The organism is Micromonospora sp. MW-13, from assembly GCF_003434305.1.
In the GTDB taxonomy this organism is placed as follows: Bacteria; Actinomycetota; Actinomycetes; order Mycobacteriales; family Micromonosporaceae; genus Micromonospora.
This window is the reverse complement of sequence record NZ_QKKX01000029.1, coordinates 1-15,765: the sequence shown is the minus strand read 5'-3', so window position 1 is coordinate 15,765 and position 15,765 is coordinate 1. Positions and strand designations below refer to the sequence as shown.

At 74.9% G+C, this 15,765-nt stretch carries 15 protein-coding genes; 7 read left to right on the top strand and 8 right to left on the bottom strand.

Translation table 11 applies throughout. The features are described 5' to 3' along the window. Positions 1 to 13 precede the first annotated feature (13 nt). Both C5N14_RS15425 and C5N14_RS15420 read right to left on the bottom strand, forming a co-directional pair. On the bottom strand, positions 14 to 2,209 hold the full coding sequence (locus C5N14_RS15425) for an APC family permease (RefSeq protein ID WP_117668790.1): 2,196 nt from the start codon (positions 2,207 to 2,209) through the stop codon (positions 14 to 16). 88 nt (positions 2,210 to 2,297) lie between these two features. Next, positions 2,298 to 3,278, bottom strand: a complete 981-nt coding sequence (locus C5N14_RS15420) for a DMT family transporter (protein WP_117668789.1) — start codon at positions 3,276 to 3,278, stop codon at positions 2,298 to 2,300. Positions 3,279 to 3,377: 99 nt separating this feature from the next. Here C5N14_RS15420 and C5N14_RS15415 point away from each other — a divergent pair, with 99 nt between their 5' ends. Further along, entirely contained in the window at positions 3,378 to 4,076 is a 699-nt protein-coding gene (locus tag C5N14_RS15415) for an HAD family hydrolase (protein ID WP_117668788.1), read from the top strand. Between the two features lie 66 nt (positions 4,077 to 4,142). Here C5N14_RS15415 and C5N14_RS15410 read toward each other — a convergent pair whose 3' ends face one another. Both C5N14_RS15410 and C5N14_RS15405 read right to left on the bottom strand, forming a co-directional pair. Continuing rightward, positions 4,143 to 4,676 (bottom strand): hypothetical protein, encoded by a 534-nt coding sequence (locus C5N14_RS15410; protein WP_117668787.1) that lies wholly within the window; start codon positions 4,674 to 4,676, stop codon positions 4,143 to 4,145. A gap of 95 nt (positions 4,677 to 4,771) precedes the next feature. Next, the gene (locus tag C5N14_RS15405) at positions 4,772 to 5,641 is read right to left on the bottom strand and encodes a PhzF family phenazine biosynthesis protein (RefSeq protein WP_117668786.1); all 870 of its coding nucleotides are present in this window, start codon (positions 5,639 to 5,641) and stop codon (positions 4,772 to 4,774) included. 33 nt (positions 5,642 to 5,674) lie between these two features. Here C5N14_RS15405 and C5N14_RS15400 point away from each other — a divergent pair, with 33 nt between their 5' ends. The 3 genes from C5N14_RS15400 (at position 5,675) to C5N14_RS15390 (ending at position 8,942) form a co-directional block, all read left to right on the top strand. Further along, complete coding sequence (locus C5N14_RS15400; protein WP_117668785.1) at positions 5,675 to 6,961, top strand: magnesium transporter MgtE N-terminal domain-containing protein; 1,287 nt, start codon at positions 5,675 to 5,677, stop codon at positions 6,959 to 6,961. Then, positions 6,954 to 7,628, top strand: coding sequence for a DUF1003 domain-containing protein (locus C5N14_RS15395; RefSeq protein WP_117668784.1), 675 nt, complete (start codon positions 6,954 to 6,956; stop codon positions 7,626 to 7,628). The genes C5N14_RS15400 and C5N14_RS15395 overlap by 8 nt, the downstream gene beginning before the upstream one ends. A gap of 168 nt (positions 7,629 to 7,796) precedes the next feature. After that, positions 7,797 to 8,942 (top strand): Mrp/NBP35 family ATP-binding protein, encoded by a 1,146-nt coding sequence (locus tag C5N14_RS15390; protein ID WP_117668783.1) that lies wholly within the window; start codon positions 7,797 to 7,799, stop codon positions 8,940 to 8,942. Between the two features lie 84 nt (positions 8,943 to 9,026). Here C5N14_RS15390 and C5N14_RS15385 read toward each other — a convergent pair whose 3' ends face one another. Together C5N14_RS15385 and C5N14_RS15380 are read right to left on the bottom strand one after the other, a co-directional pair. Further along, complete coding sequence (locus C5N14_RS15385) at positions 9,027 to 9,461, bottom strand: preprotein translocase subunit TatB (protein WP_117668782.1); 435 nt, start codon at positions 9,459 to 9,461, stop codon at positions 9,027 to 9,029. A gap of 74 nt (positions 9,462 to 9,535) precedes the next feature. Beyond that, entirely contained in the window at positions 9,536 to 10,870 is a 1,335-nt protein-coding gene (locus C5N14_RS15380; protein ID WP_117668781.1) for a S1C family serine protease, read from the bottom strand. A 258-nt stretch (positions 10,871 to 11,128) separates the two neighbouring features. Between C5N14_RS15380 and C5N14_RS15375 the strand changes: the two genes are divergently transcribed. Then, positions 11,129 to 11,779, top strand: a complete 651-nt coding sequence (locus C5N14_RS15375) for an O-methyltransferase (protein WP_256371522.1) — start codon at positions 11,129 to 11,131, stop codon at positions 11,777 to 11,779. Positions 11,780 to 11,821: 42 nt separating this feature from the next. Here C5N14_RS15375 and C5N14_RS15370 read toward each other — a convergent pair whose 3' ends face one another. Both C5N14_RS15370 and C5N14_RS15365 read right to left on the bottom strand, forming a co-directional pair. Continuing rightward, complete coding sequence (locus C5N14_RS15370; protein ID WP_117668779.1) at positions 11,822 to 13,294, bottom strand: M17 family metallopeptidase; 1,473 nt, start codon at positions 13,292 to 13,294, stop codon at positions 11,822 to 11,824. A 142-nt stretch (positions 13,295 to 13,436) separates the two neighbouring features. Beyond that, on the bottom strand, positions 13,437 to 13,604 hold the full coding sequence (locus C5N14_RS15365) for a DUF3117 domain-containing protein (RefSeq protein ID WP_117668778.1): 168 nt from the start codon (positions 13,602 to 13,604) through the stop codon (positions 13,437 to 13,439). Positions 13,605 to 13,794: 190 nt separating this feature from the next. Here C5N14_RS15365 and C5N14_RS15360 point away from each other — a divergent pair, with 190 nt between their 5' ends. Both C5N14_RS15360 and C5N14_RS15355 read left to right on the top strand, forming a co-directional pair. Then, complete coding sequence (locus C5N14_RS15360; RefSeq protein WP_117668777.1) at positions 13,795 to 14,613, top strand: PaaX family transcriptional regulator C-terminal domain-containing protein; 819 nt, start codon at positions 13,795 to 13,797, stop codon at positions 14,611 to 14,613. 3 nt (positions 14,614 to 14,616) lie between these two features. Next, complete coding sequence (locus C5N14_RS15355; RefSeq protein WP_117668776.1) at positions 14,617 to 15,408, top strand: enoyl-CoA hydratase/isomerase family protein; 792 nt, start codon at positions 14,617 to 14,619, stop codon at positions 15,406 to 15,408. The last annotated feature ends 357 nt before the right edge of the window (positions 15,409 to 15,765 follow it).

Here is a 15,765-nt window from a genome sequence, read left to right as displayed (position 1 = left end):
GGGCCGGTCGCCCTCACCCGGGCAGGTGCACCGGGACGCTGGTCACCACCACCCCGGGCAGCTCCCGCAACGCCCGGCGCAGCCGCCGCTCCACCTGGCTGTGCAGCGGCCGGTGCCAGCGGTGGCGCAGCACCACCTCGGGCACGATCACGGTGAGCACCAGGTCGGCCCTGGAGGCGTGCAGCGCCTCCAGGTAGTGGGCCAGCGGCCCGATCACCGCCCGGTACGGCGACACGATCGTCTCCAGCCGCAGGTGGTCCCCCCACGCCTCCCACTGCCCACGGAACCGGTCGGCCTCCACCTCGTTCGGGGCGAGGTGCACGGCCAGGGTCGGCTGCCCGAGCGACGCCGCGTACGCGAGGGCGCGCAGCGAGGCCCGGTTGAGCCGGGCCACCGGCACCACCACCAGATGCCGGATCTGCTGTGGCACCTCCTGCCCCTCGGCCGGCAGGGGCGCACCGTCCGCGTCGCCCGCCGCGGTTCCCCGGGGCGCCCCGGGGGACGTCTGGGCAGTCCCGGGCGGGCGCAGCGCCAGCGCCCGGTGCTGTTGCCGGTAGTGCCGCTGCACCCGGTGGAAGAGCAGCACCAGCAGCGGCACGGCGACGACCACCACCCAGGCGCCCTCGGCGAACTTGGCGACCGCGGCGGTCAGCAGGACCAACCCGGACAGCGTCGTGCCGACCGCGTTGACCGCCAGCCGACGCCGCCAGCGCGCCCCGCGCCGGCGGCGCCAGTGCACCACCATCCCGGCCTGGGAGAGGGTGAACGCCAGGAACACCCCGACCGCGTAGAGCGGGATCAGCGCCTCGGTGTGCCCCCCGAAGGTGACGAAGACGAGCGCCGCCGTGCCGGAGAGGGCGACGAGGCCGTTGCTGAACGCCAGCCGGTCCCCCATGTGCAGGAACCGGCGCGGGGCGTGCCCGGCCCGGGCCATGAAGAACAGCAGCCGGGGGAAGTCGTTGAAGGCGGTGTTCGCGGCCAGCAGCAGGATCAGCGCGGTGGCCGCCTGCACCAGGGCGTACCAGGGGCCGGTGGGGAAGCTGGTCCGGGCAAGCTGGGACAGCAGCGTCTCCCCCGACCGGGGCACCAGGCCGTCCAGGTGGATCAGCACGACGATGCTGGCGAACAGGACCACCAGCATGGCGACCATCCAGCTCAGGGTGGTGCGCGCGTTGCGCCACTCCGGCGGACGGAACGCCGGGATCGCGTTGGACACCGCCTCGATGCCGGTCATCGACACCGCCCCGGAGGAGAACGCCCGCAGCACCAGCAGCAGGCCCAGCCCCTCGGCCGCCGGCACGTCCGGCGCCGGCAGCGCCGTGAACCCCCGGCCGGCCGCCTGGAGGAAGCCGGCGCCGAGCACCGCCAGCAGCGCGGCGATGAAGGCGTACGTGGGGAGCACGAAGATGTTCCCGGCGGTACGGACGCCGCGGAGGTTGCCGGCGAGCAGCACCGCGATCACCAGCACGCCGAGCGGGACGGTCAGACCGGTGAGCCCCGGCAGGGCCGAGGTGATGGCGTGGATGCCGGCGGCCACCGACACCGACACCGTCAGCACGTAGTCGATCATCAGGCCGGCCGCCGCGGTGAGCCCGGCCCCGGCGCCCAGGTTGTCGCCGGCCACGAGGTACGAGCCGGCGCCGTGCGGGTAGGCCGGAATGGTCTGCCGGTAGGAGACCCCGACCGCGACCATCAGCAGCACCAGCAACGCGCCCAGCGGCAACGACAACCCCAGGGCGGCACCGCCGGCCAGCACCAGCACGGCCAGCATCGCCTCCGGCCCGTACGCCACCGAGCTGAGCAGGTCGGAGGAGAGCACCGGCAGGGCGACCAGCTTGCGCATCCGCTCGTACAGCACGGCCGCGCTGTTCAGGGGCGGGCCGAGCGCCCCCCGACGGAGCCGGACGAGGCCGCGGCCCAGGCGGGAGCCGGGCAGGTTCGCCTGCTCGGTGGCGACCAGTTCGTCCGGCTCCTCGACCCGGAACAGCTCGATCGGCGCCAGCCGGCCGAACCGGCTCGGGGCGGGCCGCCGGCGGTACCGCCCGAGGGTCGGGTCCACCGGCAGTTCGCCCGCCGGCTCCGGCTGCTCCCGCCGGGCCACCCGCCAGCGGTCCCCGATCCGCCGCAGCGACCCCAGCTCCTCCGGCCCCAGGGCCGGGAACTCCGCCTCCGGGGTGACAACCGTCCCCTCCCCACCGCCCTCGCCCATCCCACCGCCCCTCTCCCCTCGCACTGTCGCCGAAGAGGTGCGCCGGGGCGGGCGGAACCGCGACACTCGCCGCGGAAAGTACCCGCAGTCAGGCCGGCGGGCGCTCGGCGAGCGGGCTGGCGTCGGCGGGCAGCGCAGTGGGGACGGCCCGGCGGCCGGCGCGCGCCCCACCGAGCACCACCACGACCACGCCGACCAGCAGCAGCGCGAGCCCGGGCAGCGCGGCGGCCCGGGGGAGTTGGCCGAGCCAGACCCAGGCGATCAGGGCGGCCCCGGGCGCCTCCAGCAGGATCAGCACGCTGACCGTGGTCGCCGAGATCCGGCGCAGCGCGTAGTTGAACATCGAGTGGCCGAGGAGCTGGGCGCCGCCGACCAGGGCGAGGATCGCCAGCCAGGTGTCGGCGTCCCAGCCACCCAGCCGCACCCCGCCGACCAGGCAGACCGCCAGCAGGACCAGCGCGCACACCCCGTAACAGATGGTGGTGTACGTGGTGGTGCTGACGGTGCGGCGGGCCCCCTCCCCGAGGGCGGTGTAGACCGCGCCGCACATGCCCCCGGCCAGCGCGAGCAGGTCACCGGCGAACGCCGGGCCGGAGACGCCGAGGTCGGCCCCCGAGGCGAGCACCGCTCCGCCGACCGCCACCCCGATGCCGGCCCAGACCGCCGGCGGCAGCCGCCGCCCCTGCCCCCGGGCGATCAGCCCCTGCCAGACCGGCTGCGTGGCGACCAGTGCGGTGGCGGCAGCGACCGAGGTGAGCTGGACGCTCGGCATCCAGGTGGCGAAGTGGGCGGCCAGCGCGATCCCGGAGAGCACGCAGTACCAGCCCGCACGCCGGCCCCCGCGGACGGTGAGCGCCCGGAACTCGGTCCGCCGCCGGGCCAGCACGAACGGGCCGAGCACGCCGACCGCGAGCAGGTTCCGCCAGAAGGCGATCGCCAGGGCCGGTGCGGCGGCGAAGGCGACCAGCGGCGCGGAGGAGGAGACCGCGACGACGGCCAAGACGACGACACCGACGGTCGGCGCGTCGACCGTCGGTCGGCGCTGCGGGGGTACGGACACGGGAAGCAATCCTCACACGGCACCGGCCACCACAGAACGTCAGCACTCCGTTACGATCATGGAAATCCGTTGGCGACCCTCCCCCTCGACGCCCGGAGGCACCTCCCCATGCCCGAGTTCCATGCGGTGCTGTTCGACTTCTTCGGCACGCTCACCCGTTCCGTGCAGCGCGGTGCGGCCCACCGGTCCACCGCCGAGCTGCTCGGTTGCCCCGTCGAGGCGCTCGCCGCCGTGCTCGACCGCAGCTACTACCAGCGCGCCAGCGGGCTGTTCGGCGACGCCGAGTCGACTCTGCGCTGGGTGTGCGACCAGGCCGGGGTGAGCCCGCCGGAGAGCGCGCTGCGCGCGGCGGTCCTGTCCCGGCACCGGGCGGTACGGGCCGACACCCGGCTGCGCGACGAGGCGGTGCCCGTACTGACGGCGCTGCGCCGCCGCGGCCTGGGCACCGGGCTGGTCAGCGACTGCACCCACGAGCTGCCGGCGTTCCTGCCCCAGTTGGCCGTCGACCCGCTGCTCGACGTGCGGGTCTTCTCCGTGGAGGTCGGGCGCTGCAAGCCCGACCCGGCGCTCTACCTGGCCGCGTGCCAACGGCTGGGGTTGGCCCCGGCCAACTGCCTGTACGTCGGCGACGGGGGCAGCCGGGAGCTCACCGGCGCGACGCGGGTGGGCCTGACGGCGGTGCGGCTGGCCGCCCCGGACCTGGCCGAGCACATGGTGTTCGACGCCGAGCCGGACTGGACCGGGCCGGTGCTGCGCTCGCTGACCGAGGTCCTCGACCTGGTGGACCCGGCCGCCGTGCCGGCCTGACCGGGCTCCGGGCCGGCCGGGCTCCGGGCCGGCCGGGCTCCGGCAGCTCCGAGATGGGCCGGAAGCTCAGCGGCGGCGGACCCGGTGCAGGCGGAACGGCCTGCGGGTGGCCCGGACCACGGGGGCCGGCCGGGGCGGCTCGGCGAGCGAGGAGTCCGGGAGCCGGTCGCCGGTCGCGGGCTCGCCGGCCGGGGCCAGCCGGACCAGGGCGCAGTCCTCGGCGGCCCACCGCCGCACCAGCTCGGCCGTGGGGCCGGGGGCGTTCAACCGCTTGGCGGCCACCGTCGGGGCCAGGGCCGTCCACGCCTCGGTGCCGGGCGCCACCCGGGTCACCCGGGCCGGCCAGGCGACGATCCGCCCGCCGTGGTCGCCGCGCAGGGTGACCTGCGCCTCGGCGGCCTCCGCCAGGCCGGGCGCCGACTGCTCACCGGGGCCGCTCACCACCAGGAGCGACCCCTCGAACGGTACGCACCACAGCGCCCGCGCCGGCTCGCCCGGGACGCCCACCCAGGCGACGGCGGCCTTCTTCACCGCCTCGTCGACCAGGGGCGTCGTGACCCGCTCGTCCACCTCGTCCGTCACCCCGGCATCCTCCCGCATGTCCGTGGGGCCGCGCGACCGCACCGCCACCACGGGTCGCCGCCACGCCGGCCCGCGCGCTGCCGCAGGCGTCGACGCGGCCCCCTGCGCACCGCTCAACCGACGAAGGGCGGGACGGCGATCTCGCCCCGGGCCACCGCCATCACGTCTCCGGTCACCGTGGCGCCGACCGCGGCTCCGTGGGCGGCCGTGACCGTGCAGCCCAGGTAGGACGCTCGGTTGATCTCGATGCCCTGCCGGACGGCGTAGGAGGATCGGCCGTCGCCGGGGAGCAGGCCGCTGGCGACCAGCCAGACGCCGAGCCCGAGGGCGGCCGATCCGGTCGCCGGGTCCTCCGGGACGCCGTGCCCGGGCACGAATACCCGGGCGTGTGCGGTTTGCGAGTCGGCTTCCCAGGAGAAGACGCTGACGTGCTCGATCCCGTACCGCTCCGCCGTCGCCGCGTTGACCCGGGCGCGGGCCACCGCGTCCGGACGCACCGGCAGGAACGGGAACTCCAGCCCGCAGCCCGCCACCCGGGGGGCCGGGCCGGCGTGGTCGTCGGCGGTGAGACCGGTCATCTCCAGCAGCGGCTCCAGGTCCAGCTCGGGGCCGAGGGTGGGAGTGCCGCCGGTCAGCGTCGCGCCGGTCGCGGTCACCTCGATCGGCAGCACCCCCGCCCCGCACTCCTGGGTGACCTGCCCCACGCCGAACATCCCGCGCCGGCTCGCGGTCACCGCCGCGCCGACGCTCGGGTGCCCGGCGAACGGCAGCTCGTCGGTGGGGGTGAAGATCCGCGCCCGGTAGGTGGCCCCGACCTGCGTGGGCGGCAGCACGAACACTGTCTCGGACAGGTTGAACTCCAGCGCGAGCGCCTGCATCTGCTCGGTGGCCAGTCCTTCGGCGCCGAACACCACGGCCAGCGGATTGCCGGCGAAGGGGCGGTCGGTGAAGACGTCCACGATCTCGTAGGCCAAGGTCGACATGTTGATAAACAGTAGGCGCTTAGGCTGGTGCCTGTGAGCACGCCGAACCGGGTCTACATCGCCCGTCTCGCCGGAGTCGCCGTCTTCGACCCGAACGGCGACCAGGTGGGACGGGTGCGGGACGCGGTCGCCCGGCTCCGGCCGACCCAGCGCCCGCCCGAGGTGGTGGGTCTGGTGGCGGAGATGCCGATGCGTCGGCGGATCTTCCTGTCCATCAACCGGATCACCTCCATCGACGCCGACGCGGTGGTGCTCGGCAGCGGCACCCTCAACCTGCGCCGGTTCGAGAAGCGCCCCAACGAGCTGCTGGTGCTCCAGGAGCTGCTGGACCGGCGGGTGCAGATCGACCCGGGCGGCCAGCCGGGCGGGGTGGTCGACGTGGCGATGGAGTGCAGCCGGGGCGGCGAGTGGTCGCTGACCCGGGTGGCCGTCCGCGAGCACACCGGCCGGCTCACCCGCCGGGGCCACCTCCAGCAGGTCGAGTGGGACCGGGTGCGTGGCCTGAGCGGCATCGTCGAGAACCGGGGCACGGCGAACCTGCTCGCCGTGCTGGAGGACATGCGCCCGGCCGACCTGGCCAACGCCCTCCAGGACCTGCCCGACACCCGGCGGAACGAGGTGGCGGCGGCGCTGGACGACGAGCGGCTGGCCGACGTGCTCAGCGAGCTGCCCGAGCACGACCAGGTGGAGATCCTCGCCGCGCTGGACCGGGAACGGGCCGCGGACGTGCTGGAGGAGATGGACCCGGACGACGCCGCCGACCTGCTCAACGAGCTGCCCCCGCCCGAGCAGGACGTGCTGCTGGACCTGATGGAGCCGAACGAGGCCGACCCGGTACGCCAGCTCCTGAAGTACACCTCCGGCACGGCCGGCAGCGTGATGACCTCGGAGCCGGTGATCCTCCCCCCGGACGCCACGGTCGCCGAGGCCCTCGCCCGGATCCGGGAGGAGCAGCTCTCCCCGGCGGTGGCCGCGCAGGTCTTCGTGACCCGCGCGCCGATGACCACCCCGACCGGTCGTTACCTGGGCATGGTGCACTTCCAGCGGCTGCTCCGCGAGCCGCCGGCAGACCTGCTCGGCGGGGTGGTGGTCAACGACATCGACCCGCTGCGCCCCGCCACCCCACTGCCGGAGATCACCCGCCGGATGGCGACGTACGACCTGGTCGCCATGCCGGTGGTGGACCGGAGCAACCGGCTGGTCGGCGCGGTCACGGTCGACGACGTGCTGGACCACTCGCTGCCGCGCGACTGGCGGGACCGGGACGCCGAGACCCTCCCGGCCGTCGGGACCGGGGCGCTGGACGGCGCCGATGAGTGAGCAGCGGCGGGCCGAGCGGCTGGACCAGCCGCGCGAGCCCCGGGGCGTGAAGCTGCCCCGGTTCGACCAGGAGGCGTTCGGCCGGTGGTCCGAGGGGATCGCCCGGAGCATGGGCACGGCGCTGTTCATCGTCTACATGACCCTGGTGATCGCCGCGTGGTTCGCCTGGAACACCCTGGCCCCGGACGACCTGCAGTTCGACCCGTACACCTTCACGTTCCTGACCCTGGTGCTCTCCCTCCAGGCCTCGTACGCGGCGCCGCTGATCCTGCTCGCGCAGAACCGGCAGGCGGACCGGGACCGGGTGGCGCTGGAGGAGGACCGCCGCCGGGCGACCATGCAGAAGGCGGACACGGAGTACCTGGCCCGGGAGATCGCCGCGCTACGGATCGCGATGGGCGAGGTGGCCACCCGGGACTTCCTGCGTTCGGAGCTGGCCCGGCTGGCCGAGGAGCTGGACGAGGCCGCGCAGCGCCGGCAGCGGCTGGAGCGCCGACAGCAGGACCGGCCGGCTCCCCGCGCTACCGGCGAGCGGCGCGGTACCGGCGAGCCGGGCCCGGTTGGCGAGCCTCGCGGGGCCGGGAGGCCACTCGACGAGCCGGTCGACGAACTGGACGGCGACTTCGCCCGGGACGGCCGCCCGGAGGGCCCGGCCCGGGAACGCTGACCACCGGGCTCGTGACCCTCCGGCCCGGGACCCCCTCCGGCCTGCGAAGGTCGGGCGCGGCCACCCGCGGGCCGGCGGGCCGGCGCGGTGACCGTCGGGGCCATCGATTCGCTCACACCAGGCCCGCCAGCGGCCGGCACGGATCGCCCCCGACGTAGCATTGCGGGCATGTCAGCACCCGTCAGCACCGTCGAGGACGCCGTCCAGGCCGCCCTGGCCACCGTCGACGACCCGGAGATCCGCCGGCCCATCACCGACCTCGGCATGGTCCGCTCCGCCCAGGTCGGCGACGACGGCGTGGTCCGGGTCGAGCTGCTGCTCACCGTGGCTGGCTGCCCGCTGAAGGACAAGCTGCGCACCGACATCACCGCCGCCGTGGGCGCGGTGCCCGGCGTGACCGGGGTGGAGATCGAGTTCGGGGTGATGAGCCCCGAGCAGCGCCAGGGCCTCCAGGCGAAGCTGCGCGGCGGCGGCGCCGCAGAGCCGGTGATCCCTTTCGCCCAGCCCGGTTCCCGCACCCGCGTGTACGCGGTAGCCAGCGGCAAGGGCGGCGTGGGCAAGTCCAGCGTCACCGTCAACCTGGCCGCCGCGCTGGCCGCCCGGGGCCTCTCGGTGGGCGTGGTGGACGCGGACATCTACGGGCACTCGGTGCCCCGGATGCTCGGCGCCGACGGCCGCCCCACCCGCGTCGAGGACATGATCATGCCGCCGCAGTCGCACGGCGTGAAGGTCATCTCGATCGGCATGTTCACCGCCGGCAACGCCGCCGTGGTGTGGCGCGGCCCGATGCTGCACCGGGCGTTGCAGCAGTTCCTCGCCGACGTCTACTGGGGCGACCTGGACGTGCTCCTGCTGGACCTGCCCCCGGGCACCGGCGACGTGGCCATCTCGCTGGCCCAACTCCTGCCGAACGCGGAGATCCTGGTGGTGACCACCCCGCAGGCCGCCGCCGCCGAGGTGGCCGAGCGGGCCGGCGCGATCGCGTTGCAGACCCACCAGCGGGTGGTCGGCGTGATCGAGAACATGTCGTGGCTGGAGCTGCCCGACGGCACCCGGATGGAGGTCTTCGGCTCCGGCGGAGGCGCGGCGGTCGCCGACTCGCTGACCCGGACGATCGGCGCCCAGGTGCCGCTGCTGGGTCAGGTGCCGCTGGACACCCGGGTCCGGGAGGCCGGTGACGCCGGCAACCCGATCGTGCTGGCCGAGCCGGAGTCGCCGGCGGCGAAGGCCCTGGACGGGGTCGCCGACCGGCTGGCGGTGCGGCGGGAGTCGCTGCTCGGCAGGCCGCTCGGCCTCAAGCCCGCCGGTCGCTGACCCGGCCACCCGTCGTACGGAAACGGGGGCGGCGCTCCGGACGGAGCGCCGCCCCCGTTCGGCTTCCAGCCCGGGGCGGGCCGGTCAGGTGGCGTCGTCGTAGCTGGCCGTGCGGGGGGCGGGGGTCTTCGCGGCATCGCCCGTGGGGGCCGCGGCCGAACCGCCGGGGGTCTTCGTCCGCAGGTCCGCCGCGGCGGCCACGTTCTTCAGGTCGTCGTGCACGCCGGTGACGTCGGCCCGCAGGTTGTCGTACACGCCCTGCAACGGCTTCCGGATCGCCTGCTCGTCCTCCTCGCTGAGCAGGTGCTTGCGGATGAAGGCCTTCGGGTGCAGGTCCTCCAGCTGGATGTCGGTGCCCAGCTCCCGGCTCAGGTCGCCGGTCGCGTTACGGGCCATGGCGCGCAGGTTACGGACCATCCGCAGCCCGTCGTTGATCACGACGGGCAGCCGGTCACCGAAGATCAGCAGCGCCAGGAGCAACAGCGCACCGATCTCCCACCAGTTCAGGTTCTCGAACACTGCTGGGCCTCCTCGTCGGCGTCAGGCCAAGACTACGCACGTCGGACGCCCGATCGGGAGGGGGTGAACGGGTCTCACTTGGCGTCCGCGGCCAGGGTCACCGAGGCGTTCTGCCGGTTCGACCCACGCCGGTACTCCACCGTCACCACCGACCCCGGGGCGAACTTCCGCACCAGGGCGATCAGATCGGTGGGGTCGGTCATCGGGCGGCCGTTGAGCCGCAGGATGACGTCCCCCGCCCGCAGCCCGGCCCCGGCCGCCGGACCGGCCGGTTCCACCGCCGCCAGCCGTACGCCGCCCGCGCCGCCGCTGGCCCCGCCGGTCCCGCCGACCTGGGCGCCGATCACCGTACGCCGGGCCTTGCCGGTGCCGATGATGTCCTGGGTGACCCGTTTCGCCTGATTGATCGGGATGGCGAAGGCGAGCCCGATGTTGCCGGCCTCCTGGCCGTCGGCCACCAGTGACTTGATCGTCGAGTTCACCCCGACCACCCGCCCCGCCCCGTCCACCAGCGGGCCGCCGGAGTTGCCGTGGTTGACGGCGGCGTCGGTCTGGATGGCCGCGTAGTAGCGGGTGGGGCCGCCGGGCTCGCCGGCCTGCATCGTCCGGTCCACGGCGCTCACGATGCCGGCGGTCACCGTGTTCGCCAGCGACAGCGGCGAGCCGACGGCCAGCACGGGGTCGCCGACCGCGAGCGCGTCGGAGTCGCCGAACTCCACCGGCCGCAGGCCGGCGCGGGACACCTTGATCACCGCGAGATCGGACTCCGGGTCCCGGCCGACCACGGTGGCGGCGGCGGTGCTGCCGTCGTTGAAGACCACCGTCGCCTTGCCGGTGCCACCGGCGACGACGTGGTCGTTGGTGACCACGTGCCCGTCGGTGCTGACGATGAAGCCCGACCCCTCGCTGGTGCCGCCCAGGCTGGCCACCCGGACCGTCACCACGCTGGGCAGGACCTTCTCGGCGACCCCGGCCAGCGACTCCGGCCGGCGCTGGGCGAGCGCGGGCGGGTCGGCGGCACCGGCGCCGAGCACGGTCCCGCCGGTCACGCCGCCGCGCACCGCGAAGGCGTACCCGAGGGCGCCGCCGAGGGTGCCGGCGAGCAGCGCGGTGATCAGCGGGATCAGCAGCAACTGGCGCAGGGTCGGCCGGCCGGGCGCGTCCGGGTCGGTGACCGGCTCCGGCTCTGCGTCGGCGGGCCCGACCGGGCCGGGCACGACCACCGCCGCGGGGGCGTACGGGTCCCGCCACGGGTCGGCGAGCGCGTCGGACCACCAGGGCGAGCTCGTCGGGCCACCCGGGGGGCCGTCGGACGCCCCAGGGGACCCGGCCGGCGTCGCCCCGCTCCCCGGCGGGCCCCCCGGCGTCGGAGTTCCCCCGGGCTGGCGCCAGTCCCAGCCGTCGGTCACGTAGGCCTCCCAGTCGTCCCCGGCTCCCCGCTTCGGCGGACCGGCACGGGAGGCCGGTCCCGACGACGGGGGGATACCGCATCCAGGATTACACGAATGCCGCGAGTGCAGTCAGCGGTTGCCGTCCGTGATCGTTCGCCAGCAACCTCCCGTCCGGGCACGTTCCACGGTGATCGTCCGGGACCGGACTCGCGGCTGCGCCCGTTCGGCCCCGCCTCTAGGCTCATAGCGCCAACCCGCCCCTGACGGAGGTGTCCCATCGCCACGGCCGCCAGTTCCGGCAGTTCGACGACCCAGGCGCTCCAGTTCGCCGAGTCGTACGTCACCGAGGACCTCGTGCTGCGGACCGCCCGCAGCCTCGCCCGCGAGGTGGGCCTCGACGCGGTCACCCCGGGCGCGGGGGCGGCGCTGCGGCTGCTCGCCGCCGCCGGCAGCGCCCGGGCGGTGGTGGAGATCGGCACCGGTACCGGGGTCAGCGGGCTGTGGCTGCTGCGCGGCATGCGCACGGACGGCGTCCTCACCACGATCGACGTGGAGGTGGAGCACCAGCGGATCGCCCGCCGGATCTTCGCCGAGGCGGGCTTCCCCGCCGGGCGCACCCGGATCATCACCGGCCGGGCCCTGGACGTCCTCCCCCGGCTCGCCGACGGCGCGTACGACCTGGTCTTCGTCGACACCGACGCCACCAGCTTCAGCTCCTGCGTGGACGCGGCGCTGCGGCTGCTGCGCCCCGGCGGGGTGCTCGCGCTGCACGGCACCCTGGCCGACGGCCGGATCGGCGACCCGGCCGCCCGGGACGTGGAGACGGTGACCACCCGGGAGACGATCAAGGCGATCCGGGAGTCCGAGCACTGGACGCCGGCGTTGCTACCCGTCGGGCACGGCCTGCTCGCCGCCGTCAAGTGCTGAACCGCCCCGCCCCGGGTCGACCGGTCGCGGGGCGCGCGGCGGTCAGGCGAGGGTGCCGAGCCAGCGCAGCAGGCCCCGGACGCCCCAGCCGGTGGCGCCCCGGGACAGCTCGGCGGCGTCGCCGTCGGCCCAGGACGGCGCGGACATGTCGATGTGCAGCCAGCGTCCCCGCAGGTCGCCGGTGAACTCGCGCAGGTAGAGCGCGGCCAGCACCGAGCCGGCCCCCTGGTTGGGGGCGCTGTACAGGTCGGCCACCTCGCTGCCGAGGTGCTCGACGTAGTCGGCCGGCAGCGGCATCCGCCAGGCCGCCTCGCCGGCCGCGTCGATCGCCGCCAGCAGGTCGGCGGCCAACTCGTCGTTGTCGGAGTAGAGGGCGCCCGTGTGCTTGCCGAGCGCCACCGCGTTCGCGCCGGTCAGGGTCGCCAGGTCGAGCAGCAGGTCGGGCCTGAGCTCGGCGGCGGCGTACGCCAGCGCGTCGGCGAGCACCAGCCGCCCCTCGGCGTCGGAGTTGGTGGTCTCGCTGGTGACCCCGCCGTAGTGCGAGACGACGTCGCCGGGGCGGAACGCCGACCCGCTTACCGCGTTCTCGGCCAGCGGCGCCAGGGTGGTGACCCGGACCGGCAGCCGCAGCGCCGCCGCGCCCAGGGTGGCGGCGACCACCGCGGCGGCCCCGGCCATGTCCTTGCGCATCAGCTTCATCGCCGGCACCGGCTTGATCGAGATACCGCCGGTGTCGAAGGTGATCCCCTTGCCGACCAGCACCACGTGGGTACGCGCGCCGGCCGGACGCCAGTCCAGCTCGACGAGGCGGGGTCCACTGGCCGAGCCGCCCCCGACGGCGAGGATGCCGCCGAAGCCCTCCGCGGCCAGCTCGTCCGGCTGCCGCACGCGCAGATGCAGGTCGGGCTGGTCGGCCGCCGCCGACTCGACCTGCTCGGCGAACCACTGCGGGTTCTTGACCGAGGACGGGGTGTTGGTCAGGTCCCGGGCCAGGTGGGTCATCCGCGCGGTGACCTCGGCCGCGGTCAGCACGTCGGCGTACCGGGACGGGTCGGTCACCAGCACGTCGACGCCGGCCAGGGCGGGCCGTTCGCCGGCCTCGGTCAGCCGGAACCGGTAGGACGCCAGCAGCAGCCCCTCGACGAGGCCACGCACCGCCTCGGCCGGGGCGTCGCCCGGCAGCCCGACCGTGAGATGTGTCTCATCTCTCGCGGCCCGGGCCAGCGCGGCGCCCGCCGCGCGCCATCCGGCCTCGTCGCCGGCGCCGACCCCGGCCAGCAGCAGCCGGCCCGGGGCGCGCCCGGGACGCAGGTGCACGTGCACCTCGCCGGCCCGCCCGGTGGCCCGGGCCGCGGATGCGAGGGCGGCCGCCTCGGCCAGCACGTCGTCGGGCGCGGGCAGGCCGGCCTGCAGCGTGACCAAGGCGTCCCTGCCCTCGGCCGTCCCGGCGGGTCGGATGGGCAGGGCCAGGGAGTCGGGCCGCTCGGGTCCGCTCACCAGACGGATGGCCAGCACGCTGCAACGACCTCCAGAAACGATCGAAAGGACGGGCCCGTCGCCCGTTCCAGAGATGAAGGCCCTGAGCCACCGGCGGGGCCGGTGGCTCAGGGTTGTATGGACCGTCCGCTCGACGACTGCCGGCCGGACCGCTCCTCGGTCAGCCGGCGGCTGACTTCAGCGCGTCGCCGAGCGCGTTGGCCTCGTCGGGAGTCATCTCGACGACGAGCCGGCCACCACCCTCCAGCGGGACCCGCATGACGATGCCCCGGCCCTCCTTGGTGACTTCCAGCGGACCGTCGCCCGTCCGCGGCTTCATCGCCGCCATGTTGTCTCCCCTCAGACCTACACCAGGGTCGGTGGGTTGCCCCACAGCCTCTTGCCCATCACCCACCGCGGCCTGCGCGGCGGTGCCGACCAACGATTTTCCCTGATGAACACCGCCGGACCCAAACCGAAGCAGCATTGATGTAACAGCATCTAGCATATCCTGAGAAGGCCTGTCACAATGTGCGGTCATGCAGGCACGGTCGGCACTCTTCGACCTGTACGGCGACCACCTCCGACCCCGGGGTGGCCGTGCACCGGTCGCCGCCCTGGTCAAGCTGCTCGCGCCGCTCGGGATCGCACCGCCGGCGGTGCGGACGGCGGTGAGCCGGATGGTCCGCCAGGGCTGGCTCGACCCGCTCCGCCTGGCCTCCGGGCCGGGATATTCGATCACACCAAAAGCCGCCCGCCGACTCGACGAGGCGGCAGCCCGGATCTACCGGACCGGCCGGGTCGGCTGGGACGGACGGTTCGACCTGCTCGTCCTGTCGACGGCCACCTCCCGCCGGGAACGGCAGCGGCTCGCCGCGAACCTGAGCTTCCTCGGCTACGGCACCCTCGACGAGCAGACGTGGGTGGCCACCCGGCCGGGGGAGGACGTCGACCTGCTGCTCGACGAGGCGGGCGTGCGGTACGAGCGGTTCACCGCGTCCCACGCCGCCGGCACCCGGGGGGCGGTGGAGGTGGTCCGCCGGGCGTGGGACCTCAGTGAGATCGGGCGGGCCTACGAGCAGTTCGTCGCCGAGCAGCGCCCGTTGCTGGCCAAGGTGACCACGCGCAGCGACGACGAGGAGGCGTACGCGGCGCGGTTCCGGCTCGTGCACGCGTGGCGTACCTTCCTCTTCCGGGACCCGCAACTTCCCCCGGCGCTGCTGCCCGAGCGCTGGCCCGGCACCGCAGCGGCCAGCTTCTTCGACCGGCACGCCGCCCGGCTGCGGCCGGCCGCCGACCGGTACGTCGAGCAGTGCCTCGACGCCACGAACCGCACCGCCCGACAGAAGGGTCGTTAGAACGTGACCGAGCCGCTGCTCGTCGACCGCACCGACGCCGTCGTCACCCTGACGCTGAACCGCCCGGCGGCGATGAACGCGCTCGACGTGGCGCTCAAGGAGGCGCTGCGGGACGCCCTGGCCGGGCTGGAGTCCGACCGTAGCTGCCGGGCGGTGGTGCTGGCCGGGGCGGGCGGGTCGTTCAGCGCGGGTCAGGACCTGCGCGAGCACGTGCAGACGCTCGATTCGGCCGGGGCGGACCCGCTGGCCACCGTCCGGGCCCACTACAACCCGATCGCGGCCCGGCTGGCCAGCCTGCCCAAGCCGGTGGTCGCCGCGGTCCGGGGAATGGCCGCCGGGGCCGGCGCGTCGCTGGCCTTCCTGGCCGACTTCCGCGTGGGCGGGCCGAGGACCCGCTTCCTGATGGCCTTCGCCGGCGTGGGGCTCGCCGCCGACACCGGCGCCTCTTGGACGCTGCCCCGGCTCGTCGGCCACGCCAAGGCCGTCGAGCTGCTGATGCTCGCCGAGCCGGTGCCCGCCGAGGAGGCCCACCGGCTGGGCCTGCTGACCCGGCTGGTCGACGACGACGAGCAGGTGCTGCCCACCGCGCAGGAACTGGCCGCCCGGCTCGCCGCCGGCCCGACCGTCGCGTACGGGGCGATCAAGCGCCAGCTCTCCGTCGCCGACGCCGGCACCCTCGCCGACGCCCTGGCCGCCGAGGCGCAGGCCCAGTCGATCTGCGGCGCCACCGTCGACCACCGGGCCGCCACCATGGCCTTCGTCAACAAGCAGAAACCGGTCTTCGAGGGACGCTGAACGCGATCTCGTCGCCGTGCATCGCCCCTGCTCGCGGCTGGTGGCGGTGCCGGCCCGTCCGAGGTCTCGTTATCCGCGGCGGGTCCGGGGCTAGTGCCGTGTCTTTGAACGTTGATCGGGTAATCCGTCGGTTCTGAGGCAGGGTCTTTGCGTAGTCGATTGAGGTGTGTCTGACCTGGGCGTACGCGGTGCCGTGGCCTGGTTGGAGGGTGGCGCGGGGCAGGGCCGTTGCCTGGTCGTGGGTGCGGTCCCCGGCCGGCGGGGAACGGTGGCCCGGGCGGAACCGTGGGCGGCGGCGGTCGATGACGTGGGCGGCGGTGCCTATGGAGCTGAGTCGTTCACGTCATCACCGTCGGG

Coding starts and splice junctions, on each gene's coding strand:
- C5N14_RS15390 (WP_117668783.1), top strand. CDS start 7,797: ATGTCAGCACCCGTCAGCACCGTCGAGGACGCCGTCCAGGCCGCCCTG.
- C5N14_RS15365 (WP_117668778.1), bottom strand. CDS start 13,604: ATGGCGGCGATGAAGCCGCGGACGGGCGACGGTCCGCTGGAAGTCACC.
- C5N14_RS15410 (WP_117668787.1), bottom strand. CDS start 4,676: ATGCGGGAGGATGCCGGGGTGACGGACGAGGTGGACGAGCGGGTCACG.
- C5N14_RS15405 (WP_117668786.1), bottom strand. CDS start 5,641: ATGTCGACCTTGGCCTACGAGATCGTGGACGTCTTCACCGACCGCCCC.
- C5N14_RS15395 (WP_117668784.1), top strand. CDS start 6,954: ATGAGTGAGCAGCGGCGGGCCGAGCGGCTGGACCAGCCGCGCGAGCCC.
- C5N14_RS15425 (WP_117668790.1), bottom strand. CDS start 2,209: ATGGGCGAGGGCGGTGGGGAGGGGACGGTTGTCACCCCGGAGGCGGAG.
- C5N14_RS15360 (WP_117668777.1), top strand. CDS start 13,795: ATGCAGGCACGGTCGGCACTCTTCGACCTGTACGGCGACCACCTCCGA.
- C5N14_RS15415 (WP_117668788.1), top strand. CDS start 3,378: ATGCCCGAGTTCCATGCGGTGCTGTTCGACTTCTTCGGCACGCTCACC.